The sequence below is a fragment of the Brucella sp. NBRC 12953 genome, assembly GCF_040369775.1.
GTDB lineage: Bacteria > Pseudomonadota > Alphaproteobacteria > Rhizobiales > Rhizobiaceae > Brucella > Brucella pseudogrignonensis.
Window position 1 is genome coordinate 531385 of the sequence record NZ_BAABSV010000002.1, and the last position, 18513, is coordinate 549897.

Here is an 18513-nt window from a genome sequence, read left to right on the forward strand (position 1 = left end):
TTTGGGGAATTGAGATCTTCAGGCGGGTTGTTCAGCAAGGGCATGTCGCGATGCGACAACCAGATCAGGACTGTCAGACGTGATGTAAGCGACGTCTCGCTGCATCCAGCGATCAATCAGCACGCGATCATTCAGTGTCCAGACGCCAAGGCGTTCCTTGGGAAAAAGCGAGGTGATGCGCTCAAATTCGGCTTCAAACAGCGCGTAATGAACGCCGACATAATCGACCAGAGGTTCAACACTGGTGAAGAAATGCTCCAGTCCACCATTGCGCTCGACCCATTCAGCGTTGAGTGACATCAAACGTCTGATCTGTGGAGCAACGTTCGCACAGCGTTCAACGACACTGCGGTCGAAAGAGTGCAGAACGACACGTTCTTCGATGCCGCGTGCCTTGATGATTTCGACAGCCTTCTCAACCAGTCCTTCATATGGCTTGCCGTCTGGGCCAGACTTCAGCTCAACATAGAGATCGAGTTGAGGCTTGGCTGCGAGCACATCCAGCACTTCTTCAAAAGTCGGGATATGATCGTCGGTGACGACGCCCTGTTCATCTTTCAGATGAACGGCCCGACGGGTCTCATCATCCAGTTCGCGGACATGGCCCTGCGCATCGGTCGTGCGTTCAAGCGTGCTGTCATGGATTACCAGAATCTGACCGGCATTTGTCAGATGAAGGTCGAACTCGACGCTATCGACGTCGAGTTTCTGCACATTTCTGAAACCTGTCAGCGAGTTTTCAGCCCATAGATTGCGTGCGCCGCGATGTGCCATGATCTTTTTCATTGCGATATTCCTATTGAACGGTTGGGTCCAGCTTGTCGCGCAGCCAGTCCCCGAGCAGGGAGATTGAAAGGGTGGTCAGCACGATGACCATCGCAGGTGCCAGCATGATCCAGGGTGCCTGCGTTAGATATTCACGCGCAAAGCCAACCATGTTTCCGAGTGAGCTTTCGGGTGGCTGCACGCCAAGGCCGAGAAATGAGAGGCCCGATTCCATCAGAATGATTTCCGGGAACGTCAGTGTCATCGACACGATCAGTGTGGAGGCGACATTGGGCAGGATATGGTGAAAATAGACGCGAAAAGGCGTAGCCCCCAGTTGAACGACAGCACTCGCATAACCCTGGGCACCGGCGGAAATCGCAAGACCACGCGCGATGCGCGCATAGCGCTCCCAGCCATAAAACCCCATGAGACAGATAAGCAGCGTCATCGAGTTGCCGAAGAAGGCCAGAACGGCAAGTGCCAGCACCATGAACGGAAGTGCTGCCTGAAAATCGGCCAGCATCAGCACCACCTGCTCAACCCAGCCGCGGAAGCGTGCAGCCAGAAAGCCGAGCAGCGTTCCAAAAAATGCTGAGAGGATCGTGGCACCAAATGCGATGATTAGGGAAACACGGATCGACTGCAAAAGACGTGAGTAGACATCGCGACCAAGCTCGTCCGTGCCCAGCCAATGACCGGGTGTACCAAGTGGAACGAGGCGCGCCATCAGATCCATTTTGGTGATCGGATAGGGCCGGAGAAGATCGGCAAAAATCACCACAAAAAGCATCAGAGCGAGCCAGAGGATCGCGAATGCAACGCTTGCCGGTACTGACTTGCGCAGACGGGTAATAAGCCCCGGCGCCCGGATTGCGGCCGTGCTGTGAAGAGCTGTGTCGGTCATCCTCAACCTCCCTTAATGCGCAGCCTTTGATCTCAGGCGCGGATCAAGAACACCGTAGAGAACATCGACAATGAGATTGGAGACAACCATGCAGCTTGCGATCATCAGAAGAAGACATTGCACAACTGCGAGGTCACGATTGGCAACCGAGACGACGAGCAAACGCCCAACACCCGGCCATGAAAAGATGGTCTCCACGACAACCGCACCGGCAATCAGCGAGCCGACCATGAAGCCCACGATGGTGACAATGGGCACAGAGGCGTTAGGCAAGGCGTGTTTCCACACCACATCATGCCAGCTTACACCCTTGGCCGAAGCTGTGCGGATATAGGGGCGACCGAGAACCTCGATCATCGCTGAACGCGAAAACCGGGCGAGAATTGCCGTGCCGCCAATGGCGATGGTGAGCGTTGGCAGGATGCCGTGTATCCACGTATCGCTGCCACCTGATGGCAGCACACCCAGCTGGATCGAGAAGATCAGAACCAGCACGAGACCGAGAACAAAAGACGGCACCGTGAAACCAAGAATGGAAAGCGTGATAACACCACGATCCGCAAAACCCTGGCGATGCAACGCGGCATAGACGCCTGCAGGAATACCAAGGCAAAGCTTGATGATCAGTGCTGGTATCGTGATTTGAAGGGTAGCCGGAACGCGCTGCAAGACCAGATCCATCGCCGATGCCTTGTCGCGCATGGAGACGCCGAAATCAAAACTCAGTATCCCTTTGAGGTAAGAGAGATATTGAACCCATAGTGGGTCATCCAGCCCCCAAGCCTTGCGAAAAGCATTGATGGATTCCTGCGGTGCATCGGGGCCAAGCATGATCTGCGCGGGGTCGCCAGACATGCGCAGCACAACGAAAGCGAAGGTCATAACCAGAAACACTGTGACCACTGCACGAAAAAAGCGGGACGCTATATAAGAAAACATTCAAGCCTCACGCCGCAGTTTTAACCGGCTCGACAAAGTGACAGGCCGTCTTGCGGTCGTAACCGGAAACTTCAAGATCAGGCATTGTGGTCGGGCACTGAAACCCAGCCATCGGACAACGGGGATGGAACACACAACCATCCGGTCGATTGGCCGGATTGGGTGGTTCGCCCTTCAGGATCATGCGGTGTTCAAGCCGTTTGCCGGGAACAGGCACGGAGGAAACGAGCGCTTTTGTATAGGGATGCTGTGGTGTTTCAAAAATGACGCCGGAGCTTGCTTCCTCGACGATCTTGCCGAGATACATCACCGCCACGCGGTCGCATATATTGCGCACCACCTTGAGATCATGGCTGATGAAAACCATGGCAACGCCGTGGCGTTCCTGCAAATCACGCAGCAGATTGACGACCTGCGCCTGAATGGAAACATCAAGTGCCGAAACCGGTTCATCGCAGACCAGCAGTCGTGGACTTGTTGCCAGTGCCCGCGCGATGATGACACGCTGGCGCTGACCACCCGATAATTCATGCGGATAGCGATCTCCCTGATCGCGACGAAGACCGACCGATATCATAAGTTCTTCGACACGCTCTTTAAGCTCTGCGCCTCGGGCCATGCCATGTATCTGCAAAGGCTCGCCGATTTGCGAGGCAATCGTCAGCCGTCGATCAAGCGCTGCAAGCGGGTCCTGAAAGACCAGCTGCATTTGCGCACGCAGCTTCCGCCATTCAGGCGTCTTGCGCGGCGGCAACGGCTTTCCGTCAAAAAACACCTGCCCTTCGCTGGCATCATCAATGCCAAGCAACATGCGGCCAAGGGTGGATTTGCCGCAACCAGATTCCCCTACGATACCCAGTGTTTCGCCGGGCTTGATCGTCAGGCTGACACCATCAACCGCTGTGACCGGATCAGCTTTTCTGAAGATACCGCCCGCCTGATAGGTCCGGACCAGATTGCGTGCTTCCAAAAGGTAACTCATGCTGCCGCGCCTTCTGCCTTTAGCGCACCCGCTATATTTGCCGCATCCGTATAGTGGGTATGCAACACGTCTTCTGCGTTGAAACACGCGACTTTCTGTCGGCTTAATTGACGGAGATCGGGGATGTGTTTTTCACATTGCTCGCTGACTTGCGAGCAGCGCGGAGCAAAAGCGCAGCCCTGTGGCAGGTGTCGCGGATCGGGAACCGTACCCGGAATGGCTCGCAGTCTTTCGCGACCACCATCGAGCCTTGGAATGGCATCGAACAGACCGAGTGTGTATGGATGTTTTGGCGTCTCGAACAGTTCTGCCGTTTGTCCACTTTCAACAATCCGGCCCGCATACATCACTGACACGCGCTCGCAAATCTGACTCACCGCGCCAAGGTCATGGCTGATGAACACGATTGCCATGCCGGTTTCCTGCCTGATTTCATTCAAAAGATCGAGTATCTGCGCCTGAATGGTGACATCGAGTGCAGTGGTCGGCTCATCGGCAATCAGCACATCCGGCTCACCGGCCAATGCGATAGCGATCATGATCCGCTGACACTGGCCACCTGAAAATTCATGCGGGAAAAGATCAAACCGTCGCGCAGCATCTGGAATGCCAACCCGCTCCATAAGTTTGACTGCTTCAAGCCGCGCTGCACTGCCCTTCAATCCACGATGAAGAGACAATGATTCCACAATCTGCGGGCCAACTTTCTTGACCGGATTTAGCGACGAGCTTGGATCTTGAAAAATCATTGCAACGCGACCGCCACGAACGCTTTCCTGCGCATGGCGGGGAGCACCAATCAGCTGTTGACCATCAACAACCACTGAACCGGAAACCGATGTTTTCCCCGGCAAAAGCCCAAGAGCTGCCAGCCAGGTTACGGATTTTCCGCACCCCGATTCCCCAGCCAGACCCAGAGTTTCACCCCGGTCGATGTCGAGATTGATACCGTGCAGAACCTGCACACCGCTGAAAGAAACCTTTAAATCCCGAATGGAGACGAATGCCACCGTCTTCTCCTTTCGCTCGGTCAATCGCGGTTACTGGCGATTTTTCAGATGCATTTCACGAAGAGGAAAATGGCTGACGCGTAAACGCGTCAGCCATTCATCAGGATCAGACGTTCCAGTTGTTCGAACGGAAATCCATGGCGAATGCCGGAGCAGCCTTCCACTTCAGTTCCTTCTTCATGCCGGTAAACACGGCATTCTGATGCAGGATGTTGTAAACCGGATCTTCGCGCTCGCAGATTTCAAGCATACGCTTGATCGCCTTCTTGCGCTCTCCGCGATCGGTCGAAGTTTCCATGATGACCGACAGCTTGTTGACCTCTTCGTTCGACCAGTCCTTCTTCTGCTGGACTTCGCCGTTCGGGCCAAACTGAACCACCATTGGTGTGATCGGATCATTGATGTTGTTGGATGCCGACCAGTCACGGACACCCTTTGTGCCTGCTGGATCGTGAATCTGCGCCCAGTTTTCCTTCATCTCGATCTCGACATTGAGACCAACCTGCTTCCACATTTCCACCAGAACCTGAGCGGTTGGCGTCTGGTTGGTATAGTAGTTGTTGAGCAGGCGATAAGGAATCGCATCGCCCTTGTAATTGGCCTGCTTGAGCAGATCGCGTGCCAGTTCAGGATCAAACTTCGGTGGCTCCCAACCTTCGATAAACATGTCGGAGGTGCTGAAGCTTTCAAACTGCAGACCTGCCGGAACAACGGTCTGGCCAGCCCAGAGCGAATCCACGATTGCCTGACGGTCGATCGAATGGGTCATCGCGCGGCGAACGAGCGGATCGCGCAGGACTTCATTCTGCGTGTTGAAGATCGTTGTACGATGGTTCCAGATGGTCGAGCTTTGAACTTCAAGGCCTGGATTGTTGGCAACATTGCCAATCTGGTCAGGTGGAAGATCACAGGCGAAGTCGTACTGACCCGAAATGAGGCCGTTTACGCGGCTTGCTACTTCTGGCACTTCCACGAAGCGGATCTGCTGAAGCGGTGGACGACCACCCCAGTATTCGTCGTGGGCCTCAAGAACGAGTTCTACGTCAGGCTTATAATCGGCAACCTTGTAAGGGCCGGTCGTGACCGGCTTGCGTGCCCAATCAGTATAGGATTTCGCTTCATTCCAGGCGCGCTTGTTGGCGATCTGCGAACCAAAGGCGTAGAGACGGCCTTCAAGGGTGACGTCAGGTGTCGCGTTGTGGAAACGCACGGTGTATTTGTCGACAGCTTCAACGCCGCGAAGAGCTGGCCAAAGACGGCGCGAAATGCCTGGAATTGCAGCCGGCAGTTCTTTTTCAGTTTGCGGCTTGAAGTTTGCCTCATAAAGCGTCTTGCCACCGGCAGGCTCAGTGCCTGCAAAAAGGCGTTCGTCCGAGAACGAGAAGACGACGTCTTCAGCCGTCAGTTCATCACCATTATGGAACTTGACGCCCTGACGCAGCTTGAGTTCAATGGTCTTGTCGTCCAGACGCTTCCATTCGGTCGCAAGACCCGGAACAGGGCCCTGATTGCCCATCCAGTCACGCAGGATGAGACCTTCCCACAAATTCGGGAAGAAGACGCGCTCGCCAACATTCGACTGCTCGTTCCAGATGTCGAGCGTGTTGTTGTTGGTGATCTTCTGCACGGCAATCGTGATCGAACGGCGCTGATTGGCGCGACCGATGCTTGGAAGGATAAGGGTGCCGGCGGTGGCTCCCATCAGACCTAATGCGTGACGACGATTAATAAGCATTCTTTACCCCGAACGATGGCGACCACCGCATCAACGATGACCAGCTGTGAGACTGCACGGGGAAATAGGCCTCCTTTGTAACAGGATTTTCTCAGTTCATTGAAGCTTTCTTGAATGCACGCGCTTTTGATGCTGCATGAGCGCAACAAAAAACCCGGCTCAAAGGCCGGGCTTTTCTTATTTTATAAGTTCAGCTGATTAAGCAGCAGAAGCCTTGATCCAGTCAGCAAGGCGGCTCTTTGGAGCAGCGCCAACCATGTTGGCGGCAAGTTCGCCGTCCTTGAACATCAGCAGCGTCGGGATCGAACGCACGCCAAACTGTGCTGCGAGTTCTGGGTTTTCGTCGATATTGACCTTGGCGATCTTGACCTGACCAGCCATTTCAGCAGCGATTTCATCCAGAGCCGGAGCGATCATCTTGCAAGGACCGCACCATTCAGCCCAGAAATCAACGACCACAGGCTCGCTCGACTGAAGAACGTCCGACTGAAAATTGCTGTTATCGACCTTTACGGTTGCCATAGGGCTATCCTCATATCTGTTTGAGAGCATAAGACTCATCGAGAAACTGCTCATTTGACCATATCATGTGGCGTGTCAGCCCGCATTCGTCAAGCTCTGGTTGCTCACCTTTCCTTGAGAGTCACTGAGAGCCTTCAATGCTTCATTGAGCACGTTTTCCGGCAATGGCAGCAAATACGGGCCTTCCGTGAAGAGCAAAGCCACCTCAACAACCCTTCCCGGATAAAGAGGCGCGAGCAATTCCCGATAAAGCGCAAGCTGTGCACGATAGGCAAAAGGCACAGCTTCAACGGTCTTTGGTGGCGGACGATTGGTTTTATAATCCACAATCAGCACGCGGTTTTCATCAACGCTGATGCGGTCGATCTGACCCGAGACGGCATGGTCTTTTCCGCCGAGATTGATCGTGCCCATGACCGCCACTTCACCACGGGATCCGCGAGCAAAAACCGGCGCAAACTTTGGATCGGCCAGAATTGTTGCAACACTCGCCCAGGCTTTCGCGCGTTCAGCTTCCGGCCAGTCGGCAGCGATGCGTGCCAGATAATCCTGTGCAAGCTTCTCGCGCTCATTCGCGGCCACTTCTGGCAGATATTGCAGCAGCATATGTATCGCCGTACCGCGACGAAGAGCAAATGCAGACGTCTCGCCGCTCTGTCCCAGAACCGGCGACAGCGTATCAAGCGGTGGTTCTTCTTCCGCTTCAATCAGTGCGGACGCGCCCGATGGCGCAAGCGGACGCGGCAGCCCCGGTTCCGGCTTTATGGGCTTGAGATAGTCGAGCGGCAGCGGTGGCAGCTCTGCTGCTTTCGCCACTTCAGGCTCTGCAATCTCAGTGAGACCGCGCGGCGTGTTGCGATAGCGTCGGGCGGCAACACCCGATACCGGATGCACAAAGGTTTCGGCCTTGGTTGTGAGCGCATCTTCAACCAGCCTGTGCCATGTCTCGCCACTTTCACGCGATCCGCGATAGCCACAGACAATCAGCCGGTCTTCCGCACGCGTCATGCCTACATAGAGCAGGCGGCGATATTCTTCTTCCGCACGAGCCTTCAAGCCTTCAATCTGTGACGCCAAAAAGCCGGTCTGATAGCCAGCATTGGGCTGCCAGAGATAGCCTTTGACCTGTAGCCCGTCATTGCTGAGATCAAACGGGATCAGCTTGGGCGCGCGTGTTCCGCTCCAGACGGCATTGCCCGGATCAACCAGAAACACCACAGCACCCTCAAGCCCCTTGGCGGCATGAACCGTCATGATACGCACTTCGTTGCGGCCCTGATCAAGTTCGCGCTTGATCTGCGGCGAGGCTGCATCAAGCGTTTCCAGAAATGCCTGCATGCCCGGCAGACCAGCGCGTTCAGCCGAAAGCGCATAGTTCTGGAATTCATCGATAATATCGCCCGCTTCCGGCCCAAGCCGCGCCAGAAGCTTGCGCCTTGCACCATCTGCGCTCAGAATCCGCGCATTGAATTCGAAGATCGGCATGGTGTCGGCCATATTGCGCCAACGGCTCAGCGTCTTATGAACGCCGATCAGTGCCGGGTCTTCAAGGGATGAATGGTAAAGGCGCTCAAACAGCGTTTCGCCGCTCTTGCGCGGATTGGCGAGAGCAAACAGCCTGTCATCATCCCAGCCAAATAGCGGGCTTTTGAGAAGAGAGGCTAATGACAAATCATCTGACGGCTGCAACACGAAACGCCCCAGCGCCATCAGATCCTGAATGGCGATGTGGCTTGTAAGCTTGAGGCGGTCGGCACCAGCCACCGGCACATGGCGCTCTTTGAGTGCGCGCGAAAGCGCTGGCATGAACTGATCGCGCTTGCGCACCAGCACCATAATATCTTTCGGAGCAAGTTTGCGGTTCTGGCCCGGAATGGTTTCGCCGCGGTCAAGCCAGTAGCGAATGGTTGCTGCAATCTGTTCGGCGAGTTTGATAGCTGGAGCTTGCAAATGATCGACCGGCACGCGCCAGTCGTCGGGCTCCTCCACCTCTTCCGGCGTCAGCATATCCCATATTTCCACCTCGCCCGGCTCATTATCGCGAATGGCAGAGTGAACAGTGGCACCTGACAAGCCGCGATTGGCCTCGGGACGAGCAAAAACCTCGTCCACGGCCTGCAAAACATCCGGCGCTGAACGGAACGAGAAGTTGAGGCTTACGCGCTCGAATTTAAGCTCTGCATCAGCAGCCCTGCGGCTGACCGCCCTGCCCTGCGCCGCAAAGTCTTCCGGCACTGCACCCTGAAACGAGTAGATCGACTGTTTTTCATCGCCGACGGCAAACAGCGTGCGCTGCACGTTGCGCTGCCCGAGGCCCGAGAAAAACTCTTCCGACAACATACGGATAACCTGCCACTGATCGGGGCTGGTATCCTGTGCTTCATCGACAAGAATATGATCAATGCCGCGATCAAGCTTATACTGTACCCATTGCCCCGCCCCATCACGCGCCAGAAGCGCCACCGTGCGTGTAATCAGGTCTTCAAAGTCGAGCAGTCCGCGCTTGCGCTTCAAATCATGATAGCGCTGCAGGAGATTATCAATGAGTGTGAGCGCGGCCAGATTTAGCCGGATAAGCCGCAGCTCCTTGATCTTGTCGAGACCAAGTTCAACACGCATTGCTGCGGCATTAAAATCTTCCTCGAAATCCGGCAGCAGCTTTTTAACCGCGCTCGATCCGACATAGGAACCGGATTTGGATTCGCCGGTCGCTTTAAGGAAGGAGGCCCGCAGAACGGCTTCCTTGTCGAAGCTGCTCTTGACCTTGTCATATTGCTTGAGCTGCAACGCAAAATCATGTGCGCGTGCCGCACCCTTCTGGATCGACAAAATGAGATCGAGTGCATCGTCGGAAAATTCCGGCACCGGCCACATATCATCCAGCAAATCGGATTCGCGCGTGTCTGGCCGGAAACGGAAATGCCTATGCAAAGTCTCGCTGCGCTCATCCGCATTACCAAGCGCCGAAATGTATTGCTGCAAGCCGTTGCGGCGACCCACAGCTTCATCAAGCAGTGCCTGCAAACCCATCTCGCCTGCTGCCTGCATGACATCGGCAAAGGCATTTGCCAGTTCCGGATCGCCGCCGCCATGTGCGGTCTCAAGTAGGGTGCGTCGCGCTTCGCCGACAAGAGCCACCTGCATGAGATCATCCATCATCTCGAAGTGGCCTGCAATATTCGCCTCAAGCGGGAACTGATGCAGGATGGCTTCGCAAAATGCGTGGATGGTCTGGATTTTCAACCCGCCCGGCGTTTCAAGCGCGCGCGCAAAAAGCCTGCGTGCAACCGCAAGCCGTGTCGCTCCCGGACGCCTGCCTTCGAGCTTGATAAGCCTGTCAGCCAGATCCTCATCCGGCAACATTGCCCATTCGGACAATCGCGCAAAGACGCGGTTCTGCATGACGGCTGCTGCCGCCTTGGTATAGGTCAGGCAAAGGATTTTCGACGGGGCAGTGCCTTCGAGCAGCAGCCGGATAACGCGCTCGGTCAGAACGTGAGTCTTACCCGAACCGGCATTCGCCGACACCCAGACAGAGGCCAGCGGATTGGCGGCACTGGCCTGCGCGTCGATTGTTTCCTTTGGAATGACACGTTGTTTTTTCATTCGCCGCCCTCCCCGCCAGCATCACCACCAGCGGACCATTCCAGCACGCGTGCAAGATGATCATAATCGCCAGTCAAATCTGTCTCACGAAAAGGAAGCGCGCGGGAAAGATAACCCTTAGCCGGATTCTGATATTCAGCAAGCAGCTGCGCCAATCGTTGCCATGCCTCTTCGCCAAGGGCGGGTGCGGTCTTTTCAGATGGTGGCCGACCGATCTTCAAAATCGATTCCGGCTTCACCTCGCCGCCTGCCCGCAAGCGCACATAGGTCAGATCAGACGCGCGAACCGACCCCAGTTCGCGGAACGCACCGCGCACGAGAAGGGCTGCTTCAAGCGCCAGCTGTGGCGACAAGAGGACATGCGCCTGTCGTGGCGATGGCGTGGAGCCGGTCTTATAGTCGATCACTTCCGCAGTTCCATCGCGCATCAGATCGATACGATCGGCACGGCCCGACAAAGTGAGGCCAAGACTTTCAACCTCGCGCTTATCCGACGAAATTTCGGCAAAGCGGGTCTGAACATTATACGCGCGTTCCCGCTCCCATTCGAGGAATTGCGGAATAAGAGCGGTAAAACGCGGCCACCAGACTGCTTCGATCTCAATAGGCAGATCCATTTCGCCAAAGAAATGTCGGCCAAATTCTTCAAGTTGCGCGCTCGCATCCGGTGCCAGCGGATCGATGCCCTCTTCTGTGAAATGTCCAAGAATGTCGTGAAAAAGCGTTCCACGTTCTGCGGCTGCCGGATCGCGGATCAGCGGCTCCAGCGGACGCAACTTCAGAATCTTTTTGGCAAAGATCGCATAAGGATCGCGACGAAGGGTTTCGATTTCCGTGACTGAAAAATGCTTGGGCCGCGCGCTTACAGGCGGTGCCGGTTCCGGGCGTTTGACAAAAGGTACATCAGGAGCCTGATCGATTTCACGCGCCCAATGGATAAAACGTTGCCCACGTGAACGCATATCCTTGGTCACATCTGAACCCAGCACCGTTTCAAGCCGCTGCAACCAACGCGACGGAATCGTCGGCGCATTATCAGAACGCTGCGAACGTGAAAGCACGACATGATCCATGCCAAGCGCCATCTGAAAATCATGTGCTGCAAGGCCGGTACGGCGCTCAGGTGGATCAAGCGCGATCATCGCCTTCATAGGGCGCGACATGAACGGGTCGTTGCGCGTCTTGGCGGGCCATGTGCCTTCGTTGAGACCACCAATCACCAACGTATCCATGGTCTGCAAACGCGCTTCCAGCGCACCCCAGATGAAGACGCGCGGATGGCCACCCGGATGCGGCTTGACGGTTTCGCCCGACATCAGAGCTTCAAGAATTGCGGGCCATTCAATAGCCTCAAAATCCAGTCCCGCTTCGCTCGCCACAAGCTGACGCAGAAATGAAGCCAGCTTCTCACCATGCTCGCCGGAATAATAACGTGTGACGCTTTCGCTTTCATCACGCGCCAGATTTTCCAGCGCTTCCACAGTTGCCCGTGTAATCTCGCCAATATCCGTTCGCCGGTTAATGGTGGCAAAAGGTGCAAGCGGCGCAATAGCTTCCGACAGGCTCACACAAAGCGCGCGCGCCGCTTCGATCATGTCAGGCGTAACAGTCGCGTGCCATGCCGGTTGCCATGACTGGCTGGCGCTTTCTTCCATGCGGCGATCGAAAAAGGCGGGAAGATCGATGATCGATGCCCTGCCCGTACCGCCACGGAACGCCACCAGTTCAAGCGTTTCCGCAGCCAGTCGCCGTTCTATGCGCTTGCCGCCAAGCCGTAGCATCGGGTGCTTGACCAACGCTAACAAAGCCACCGGATCGCCGGGGTTGAACACGGTTTCGACCATGAGACGCATCAGCGTCGCGGTTTCGATATCGCGCAAATGGCGACCGCCGGAATCATCGGCATCGATGCCAAAGCGTGCGAGTTCGCCCACCACGCGGCGCGCGAGATTTCTATCGGCAGTAACCAATGCGGCGGTCTTGTTTTCATCGCTGATCGCATCGCGAAGCGCCAGGGCCACTGCCAGCGCTTCTTCACGCTCATTGGCGGTTTCAATCAGATCGATCTTTTGAGCCGATTGCAGCAATCTTTGGGGCTGCATATCCGCGTCGCGGTTCAGCAGGCTCCATGCATCCGTGGTTTCTGCCGGGCGCAATGCTTCGCTGACCACACGCTCCAGCACACGCTTGTTAACCGGCATATCTTCGATATGCTCGACATCTTCGCGTAATACGCCAATAGCCTGCAACAGCTTGTGGAGACCATATTGCGGGTGGCCGAAGGTGGATGGATTATTATCAGAAGCCCCCAGCAGGTTCCAAGCGCCTTCATCAAGATCACGGTCCAGCCCCGGCAGAACCACAGCACCTTGCGGCAGTCGGGCGATGACTGAAACGAGCTCGGCAGTCGCGGGAATGGAGCCTGTGGAACCAGCCGCAATCACAGGCCCTTGCGGCGGATGATCGCGCAGTCGCCGCACCTCACCCCAGATCAGTTCATTGCGGTGCGCTGCCGGATTGGACAGCTTGCGCTCTTCCAGAATTTCCGGCCAGAGTTTCGTGACAATATCGAGAAAGCCGAGCGTGACCTGCCACCAGTCGGCAAGATCATCGGGCGCAATGCTGGCAAGCTCACTCCATTTGGCATTGTCGGTTTCGACCTGATCCATCAGGCCAGCCAGATCACGCGCAAGCCAAATCGCGTCAGAGGTTGTTGCGGGAACCGAAACATCATCGACGCCAAACAGCGCCCGCACATGCGCAGGCAGCGATTCTCGCCATGGGCGAATGAGCCGCGCCAGCAGCAACAGCCGTTCAGCCTTGCCAATTGGCGGATTAAGATCGAATACGCCGCTTGTGGCTGCGTTGAAAAAAGCCGCATCCTCATCCACATCGCCCAGCGGGCGAATGGTCGGAAGGATCGCAGATTTAGCCGGATTCATATCTACCAGGATGGAACGAAGCGCACGCGCTGCACGGCGCGTCGGCACATAGATGGTCGCGTTCGCTAATGCCAGTGGGTCAGAGGCATTACCCGGAAAGCCTTCAATCAGGCGGCCTTCCAGAAGTGCCTTGGCAAAGGCTGGTAGAAAAGCTGTGCCGGATGGAATGGAAAAAAGCTTCGGCCTCGTAATGGTCATTCCGCCATGCTCTCCTTACGCAATTGCGGAAAGCACAGCCTCCGCCTCGCCGATTGCTTCCGGTGTTCCCACCGTAAGCCAATGCCCGGTCATGGGCATACCATAAAGACGTCCGGCTACAATGGCTTCATCAAAATAGCGATTGAGCGATGAAACACCCGGCTCGGCTTTGGCAAAAATACGCGGATGAATGACTGCTGCCCCGGCATAGATGACCGGGTCTCCCGCGACATCACGCAGACGGCGCAAGCGGCCTTCTTCATCCGCAACGAAATCGCCCTTACCTTCAAAACCTGTTGCCTGATCGAGCCTCGCCGTCATGAGAAGAATATCCATCCGGGCATCGTCCCAGACATGCGCCAGCGCCGAAATATTCGGCTGCGCCTCATCACCAACCCAGAATGTATCAGCATTGAGTACGTAGAACGGCTTACCCCCAAGCTGTGGCAGCACATTCACGATACCACCTGCAGAATCGAGCAGCAGATCACGCTCGTCGGAGATCGTGATTTTCGGCTTTGAGCGACTGCCAAGATAGTCGATCAGTTGGTCGGCTAAATAATGAACATTGACGATTGTATTCTCAACGCCTGCACCCGCCAGCGCATCCAAGCCCCAATCGATCAGCGGCTTGCCGGAAACCTTAACCAGCGGCTTGGGCATGGTTACGGTAATCGGGCGCATACGCTTGCCAAGACCTGCTGCAAGCATGATCGCTGTATCAGGACGTGTCATTGTTTCTCCAGCAATGCGAGATCATCAAACCAGCGGGCGACCGGCGCCATGACCGGATGCTTTAGGACGCGGCTAAGATAGTCGTGAATGCGGGGCAGATGCGCGAGATAATGCGGCTTGCCATCACGTTCATCAAGCCGCACGAACAGACCCAGCAGCTTGGCGTTGCGCTGCGCACCCATGGCGGCATAAGCCATGCGGAAAGCCGCTTCGTCAAACACATGGCCAAGCTTGCGGCGTTCATCGCAATAGGCATCCACCACTGCCTTTTCGAGCTCCGGCGTAATCGTCACGCGAGCATCAAGCGCCAGCGACGCGACATCATAGGCAGCAGGGCCGATCATCGCGTCCTGAAAGTCGATCGTGCCAATCTTGTTTGCGCCTTGCGCATCCTCAAACCAGAACAGATTTGGCGAATGATAATCACGCAGCAGCAGGCTTTTCTCGCAATCCGCAATAGCGTCGAGAACTTTGTCCCATGCCGCTTCATAAGCCTGCGCTTCTGCATCAGTCAGCTTGCGGCCCATCATGCGTGGCGCATACCATTGCCCGACAAGGCTCACTTCCATGATCATCGCATCACGATCAAAAGGTGCAATGATGTGATCTGGATAGCCTGCAACAGGCGCATGGTCGGGCCACTGAACCCCATGAAGATGCGCAAGAAACCGTCCAGCCGCTTCATAGCGTTCAGCCACCGGCTCACCCGATGGAGCCCTGATACCCTCAAGCCCAAGATTTTCGAGGATCAGCAGTCCTGCATCAATATCGACAGCGCGCATTTGCGGCACGCGCAGGCCATTTTTCGCAAGCAGATCATCAATGGCCACGAAAGCCTGAATATTCTCTGCAATATGCGCAAGCTGGCGATAGGACTTGCCGTTGCGCAATGGCGGATCATAGGGCATCGCGGGCGCATTCATCAGAATTTCAACGCCGTGAGCACTGTCGATAATCTCATATTTGCGCGGTGAAGCATCGCCCTGCAAATAGCGGCGTGTGGCCCCTGCCCGGTCGTTGTTTTCCAGGAAAGTGCGGATTCTCAGCGTGCGCTCAATACGCGAAATCGCAGCGTCTGTCCCGCTAATTACAATGCGCCGCCCCGCCCCCTCGTGGGTTAATGTGACGGCAAAGCTCGGCTCTGGCAGAAAACCTTCCGCCTGTTCCGGCCATTCGGACAGCACAACACCATCTTCGAGAAACTCGAGAAGTCCCAGCTCATCCAGCTCTTCGCCATGCGAAATCCGGTAAAGATCAGCGTGAGCGACGGGCAAGCGCAGCGCCTCATAGCTCTGCACCAGCGTGAATGTCGGGCTTGGCACCTCAAGCCCCTCATCATCGGCAATCGCGCGAATGACAGCGCGTGCGAGCGAGGATTTACCAGCGCCAAGATCGCCCGATAAAGTAACGAGATCGCCTTTGACCAGCGCCAAGGCGAAATCCTCGCCAAAACGTTTGGTCGCAGCCTCATCGGGCAGGAACAATTCAAGACGGGTTATCGGGCTACTGATTGGGGTGCTCATAAAGCCCCGTTTACCTTATTCGGCGGCAACACGGAAGCTGCGCGCTTCCGCCGGGAAGCGACAAATAACGGTGGTTCCGATATCTGCGCCGGTTTCGATTTCCACGCGACCGCCATGCAGTTCGACAAAGCTTTTCACGATGGAAAGGCCAAGCCCCACGCCGCGTCTGCGACCGCCGTTCTGATAGGCCTGGAAACGCTTGAACACAGTATCAAGCACATCGCCCGGCATCCCCGGACCGTCATCATGCACGGCAAACAGAATATCCGTGCCTTCGCGGACAACCTGCAGCGAAACAGTGGAACCTTCCGGTGCATAATTGGAGGCGTTGGACAGGAGATTGAACAGCACCTGACGCACGCGATTGGCGTCGGCTCTGAAGGTTTCCACATCATCGGCAATATCGACATTGAGAGCGATGTCATGCTCCTGCAGACGCTCGCTCACACGCTTTGCCGCAGCCGAAATTTCATCCATGACAGCGACATCATCGATATCGAGCTGCATGATGCCTGCATCGACCGTTGCCAGATCGAGAATATCGTTGACGATGGTCAAAAGCACGGCAGACGATGTGCCGATATGATCCAGATATTCCAGCTGGCGCTCATTGAGCGAGCCAAAGGCCGGTGTCTGTAGCAGCTCGGTAAAGCCGATGATGTTTGTCAGCGGCGAACGCAGCTCGTAAGACACATGCTGCACGAAGTCGTTCTTGATCTGATCGGCAAGCGAAAGCGCTTCGTTCTTTTCCTTGAGCGCCCGTTCAACGCGCACCGTATCGGTGACATCGATGAAGGTGAGCATCGTCTGACCTTTCGGCAGTGGCACCACCGCATAGGAAAGGATCACACCGTCATCAAGTTCAACCTGCCCCATGCGCCCGTTGCGCTCATCCAGGAAGCCGGTGACAGAGGAAACGAAATCGTCCCAGATGCCATCGCCGCCACGCTGGCCGCAGAGCTTGGAAATGGTTGAGATATGCGTGCCTTCAACGGTGATGGCTGCAGGCAGCGACCAGAGGTCGGCAAAAGACGGATTGGAAAGGCGCAAACGGCCATCGGAGCCGAACACGGCGACGGCTTCTCCAAGATGGTCGAGCGTTTCGCCCTGTACCTTGATCAGCGTGTTGTAACGGCCTTCAAGCTCGAACTTCTCGGTCATGTTCTCAAAGAACCACGTCACGCCGCCTTGCGGATGCGGATTGGCAACCACGCGCAGGATACGGGTATCCGGCAGATGCCACATATGTTCTTCCGGCTCGACAGCGCGGTAGGCCGCAAGCATGGAATCCTTCCATTTGCGCCATTCCGGCTGTTCCGGCAGCTTGCCTTCCGAGCGCAGACGATCAAACAGCAGCGTATTGCTCGGATGTGTCTCAAGCCAGGCTGTATCGAGCGACCAGAGCGAAACGAAAGCCTGATTGAAGAATTGCAGCTTCATATCCGGATCGAAGATCGCCACAGCGGTTGAAAGCTGATCGAGCGTCTCGGCATGGCTCTTCAATGTACGGCTTAATTCTTCGCGGATCTGCTCGACTTCACTGAGATCGAAGCCCAGACCAGCAGAACCTGCCTCCGCACTCACATCCGTCACATCAAAAATGCGGCGGTCGCCACGCACGACGGCAGGCAGTTTTTCATAAAGATCAGGCTCTGCAAACCGGTCGCGTTCCAAACGTTGACGCGCCTGTGCGCCAAAGAGTTCGCGACGCTCGGACGTTGCCTGTGTACCGTCAACAGCATCCACAGCCCGCGCATAGGCGGCATTGACCCATTCCATGCGCCCGTCGGTGCCACGCACCCAGACCGGCTGTTCAAGACGGTCGAGCAGATGACGCAACAAAGCCAGTTTTTCTGATAGCTCGCGGTTCTGTGCCTGAAGCGCTGCACGCTCGGCCTGCACGCCCTGAAGACCAAGGAAGCGCACGATAGCAAAGCTACCGGAAGTGCGGCCATAGACGTCGAGCAGGGTGCCATTGCTGGTTTCGACCGTCAGATCGAAAGCATGGGCCTGCTCGCGCAGCGCAGAAACCGCGCGTTCAAGCTCGGCAACCGATTGCGGACGCAGCCAGCGACCAAAAGCGAGGAAATGCGAGCGATCCTGCGGCGCGCCGCTATCAAACGGCAGTTGCCCGACCACATCGGCACGCGCGCCATGGGCATCCCAGACGACTGCACGCTGATCTTTGAGATTAAGCAACGCTTCATTGCGCTGCGCGGTCAGATTCATATCCGAGAGGCGTGAGCGCAAATCATTGTTTTGATGCGCAATTTTTGAGCGGTCGCGGATAAGCCAGCCAGCCGAGAGCAGGGCTGCGCCCATGGCGCCCAAAAACATCGAAAACTGGATAACTTCAAAAGCACCGACGCTGCCACCGAAAGGCAATTCGATACGTGCGGAATTTTCAGCGCCTTGTGCAAATGCCGGAACAGCCGCAACCAGTGCGGCAAAGGAAACTGAAGCCTTGAGAACAACCCGTTTGAGAGGGCTTGCAGCCAATGAAAGCGATGCTTTCAGGTGCCTGCCTGCGCTGTATGCGGATTTGCTCCGCAAGCTCCCCGTTGAGCCGGTCTCTGGCATATTTCCCTTGTCTCCGCCGCCCGGAAGTATCCTCAAAAAGAGGGCTCCCGTATTTCAAAATTCTTCATT

General features: G+C 56.0%; 12 protein-coding genes. All 12 read right to left on the reverse strand.

What is annotated here, in order from left to right; all coding sequences use genetic code 11:
- Positions 1-18 precede the first annotated feature (18 nt).
- Positions 19-786: a glycerophosphodiester phosphodiesterase family protein gene (locus tag ABWV94_RS06425; protein ID WP_007872573.1), complete on the reverse strand. Its 768-nt coding sequence runs from the start codon at positions 784-786 to the stop codon at positions 19-21.
- Positions 787-796: 10 nt separating this feature from the next.
- Positions 797-1672, reverse strand: a complete 876-nt coding sequence (locus ABWV94_RS06430) for an ABC transporter permease (RefSeq protein ID WP_353412846.1) — start codon at positions 1670-1672, stop codon at positions 797-799.
- Positions 1673-1684: 12 nt separating this feature from the next.
- Positions 1685-2611: an ABC transporter permease gene (locus tag ABWV94_RS06435; RefSeq protein WP_064322252.1), complete on the reverse strand. Its 927-nt coding sequence runs from the start codon at positions 2609-2611 to the stop codon at positions 1685-1687.
- A gap of 7 nt (positions 2612-2618) precedes the next feature.
- Complete coding sequence (locus tag ABWV94_RS06440; protein WP_113496154.1) at positions 2619-3593, reverse strand: ABC transporter ATP-binding protein; 975 nt, start codon at positions 3591-3593, stop codon at positions 2619-2621.
- Positions 3590-4603: an ABC transporter ATP-binding protein gene (locus ABWV94_RS06445; protein WP_113496155.1), complete on the reverse strand. Its 1014-nt coding sequence runs from the start codon at positions 4601-4603 to the stop codon at positions 3590-3592. The genes ABWV94_RS06440 and ABWV94_RS06445 overlap by 4 nt, the downstream gene beginning before the upstream one ends.
- A gap of 106 nt (positions 4604-4709) precedes the next feature.
- On the reverse strand, positions 4710-6338 hold the full coding sequence (locus ABWV94_RS06450) for an ABC transporter substrate-binding protein (protein WP_007872550.1): 1629 nt from the start codon (positions 6336-6338) through the stop codon (positions 4710-4712).
- 198 nt (positions 6339-6536) lie between these two features.
- The gene (gene trxA, locus ABWV94_RS06455) at positions 6537-6860 is read right to left on the reverse strand and encodes a thioredoxin (protein ID WP_007872546.1); all 324 of its coding nucleotides are present in this window, start codon (positions 6858-6860) and stop codon (positions 6537-6539) included.
- A gap of 75 nt (positions 6861-6935) precedes the next feature.
- A complete protein-coding gene (gene addA / locus ABWV94_RS06460) occupies positions 6936-10466 on the reverse strand; it encodes a double-strand break repair helicase AddA (RefSeq protein WP_113496156.1) in 3531 nt (1176 codons plus the stop codon).
- A complete protein-coding gene (addB, locus tag ABWV94_RS06465; RefSeq protein WP_113496157.1) occupies positions 10463-13606 on the reverse strand; it encodes a double-strand break repair protein AddB in 3144 nt (1047 codons plus the stop codon). The genes addA and addB overlap by 4 nt, the downstream gene beginning before the upstream one ends.
- Positions 13607-13621: 15 nt before the next feature.
- Entirely contained in the window at positions 13622-14341 is a 720-nt protein-coding gene (locus tag ABWV94_RS06470; protein ID WP_007872540.1) for a nucleotidyltransferase family protein, read from the reverse strand.
- Complete coding sequence (gene tsaE / locus ABWV94_RS06475; protein WP_502905152.1) at positions 14338-15864, reverse strand: tRNA (adenosine(37)-N6)-threonylcarbamoyltransferase complex ATPase subunit type 1 TsaE; 1527 nt, start codon at positions 15862-15864, stop codon at positions 14338-14340. Before tsaE ends, ABWV94_RS06470 begins: the two co-directional genes overlap by 4 nt.
- 15 nt (positions 15865-15879) lie before the next feature.
- On the reverse strand, positions 15880-18444 hold the full coding sequence (locus tag ABWV94_RS06480) for a sensor histidine kinase (RefSeq protein ID WP_007872535.1): 2565 nt from the start codon (positions 18442-18444) through the stop codon (positions 15880-15882).
- Between the last annotated feature and the right edge of the window lie 69 nt (positions 18445-18513).

Bases quoted from the DNA above. Each gene is read 5' to 3' on its own strand.
- ABWV94_RS06440 (WP_113496154.1), bottom strand. From the start codon at position 3,593: ATGAGTTACCTTTTGGAAGCACGCAATCTGGTCCGGACCTATCAGGCG.
- ABWV94_RS06425 (WP_007872573.1), bottom strand. From the start codon at position 786: ATGAAAAAGATCATGGCACATCGCGGCGCACGCAATCTATGGGCTGAA.
- ABWV94_RS06430 (WP_353412846.1), bottom strand. From the start codon at position 1,672: ATGACCGACACAGCTCTTCACAGCACGGCCGCAATCCGGGCGCCGGGG.
- tsaE (WP_502905152.1), bottom strand. From the start codon at position 15,864: ATGAGCACCCCAATCAGTAGCCCGATAACCCGTCTTGAATTGTTCCTG.
- addA (WP_113496156.1), bottom strand. From the start codon at position 10,466: ATGAAAAAACAACGTGTCATTCCAAAGGAAACAATCGACGCGCAGGCC.
- ABWV94_RS06450 (WP_007872550.1), bottom strand. From the start codon at position 6,338: ATGCTTATTAATCGTCGTCACGCATTAGGTCTGATGGGAGCCACCGCC.
- ABWV94_RS06435 (WP_064322252.1), bottom strand. From the start codon at position 2,611: ATGTTTTCTTATATAGCGTCCCGCTTTTTTCGTGCAGTGGTCACAGTG.
- addB (WP_113496157.1), bottom strand. From the start codon at position 13,606: ATGACCATTACGAGGCCGAAGCTTTTTTCCATTCCATCCGGCACAGCT.
- trxA (WP_007872546.1), bottom strand. From the start codon at position 6,860: ATGGCAACCGTAAAGGTCGATAACAGCAATTTTCAGTCGGACGTTCTT.
- ABWV94_RS06480 (WP_007872535.1), bottom strand. From the start codon at position 18,444: ATGCCAGAGACCGGCTCAACGGGGAGCTTGCGGAGCAAATCCGCATAC.
- ABWV94_RS06470 (WP_007872540.1), bottom strand. From the start codon at position 14,341: ATGACACGTCCTGATACAGCGATCATGCTTGCAGCAGGTCTTGGCAAG.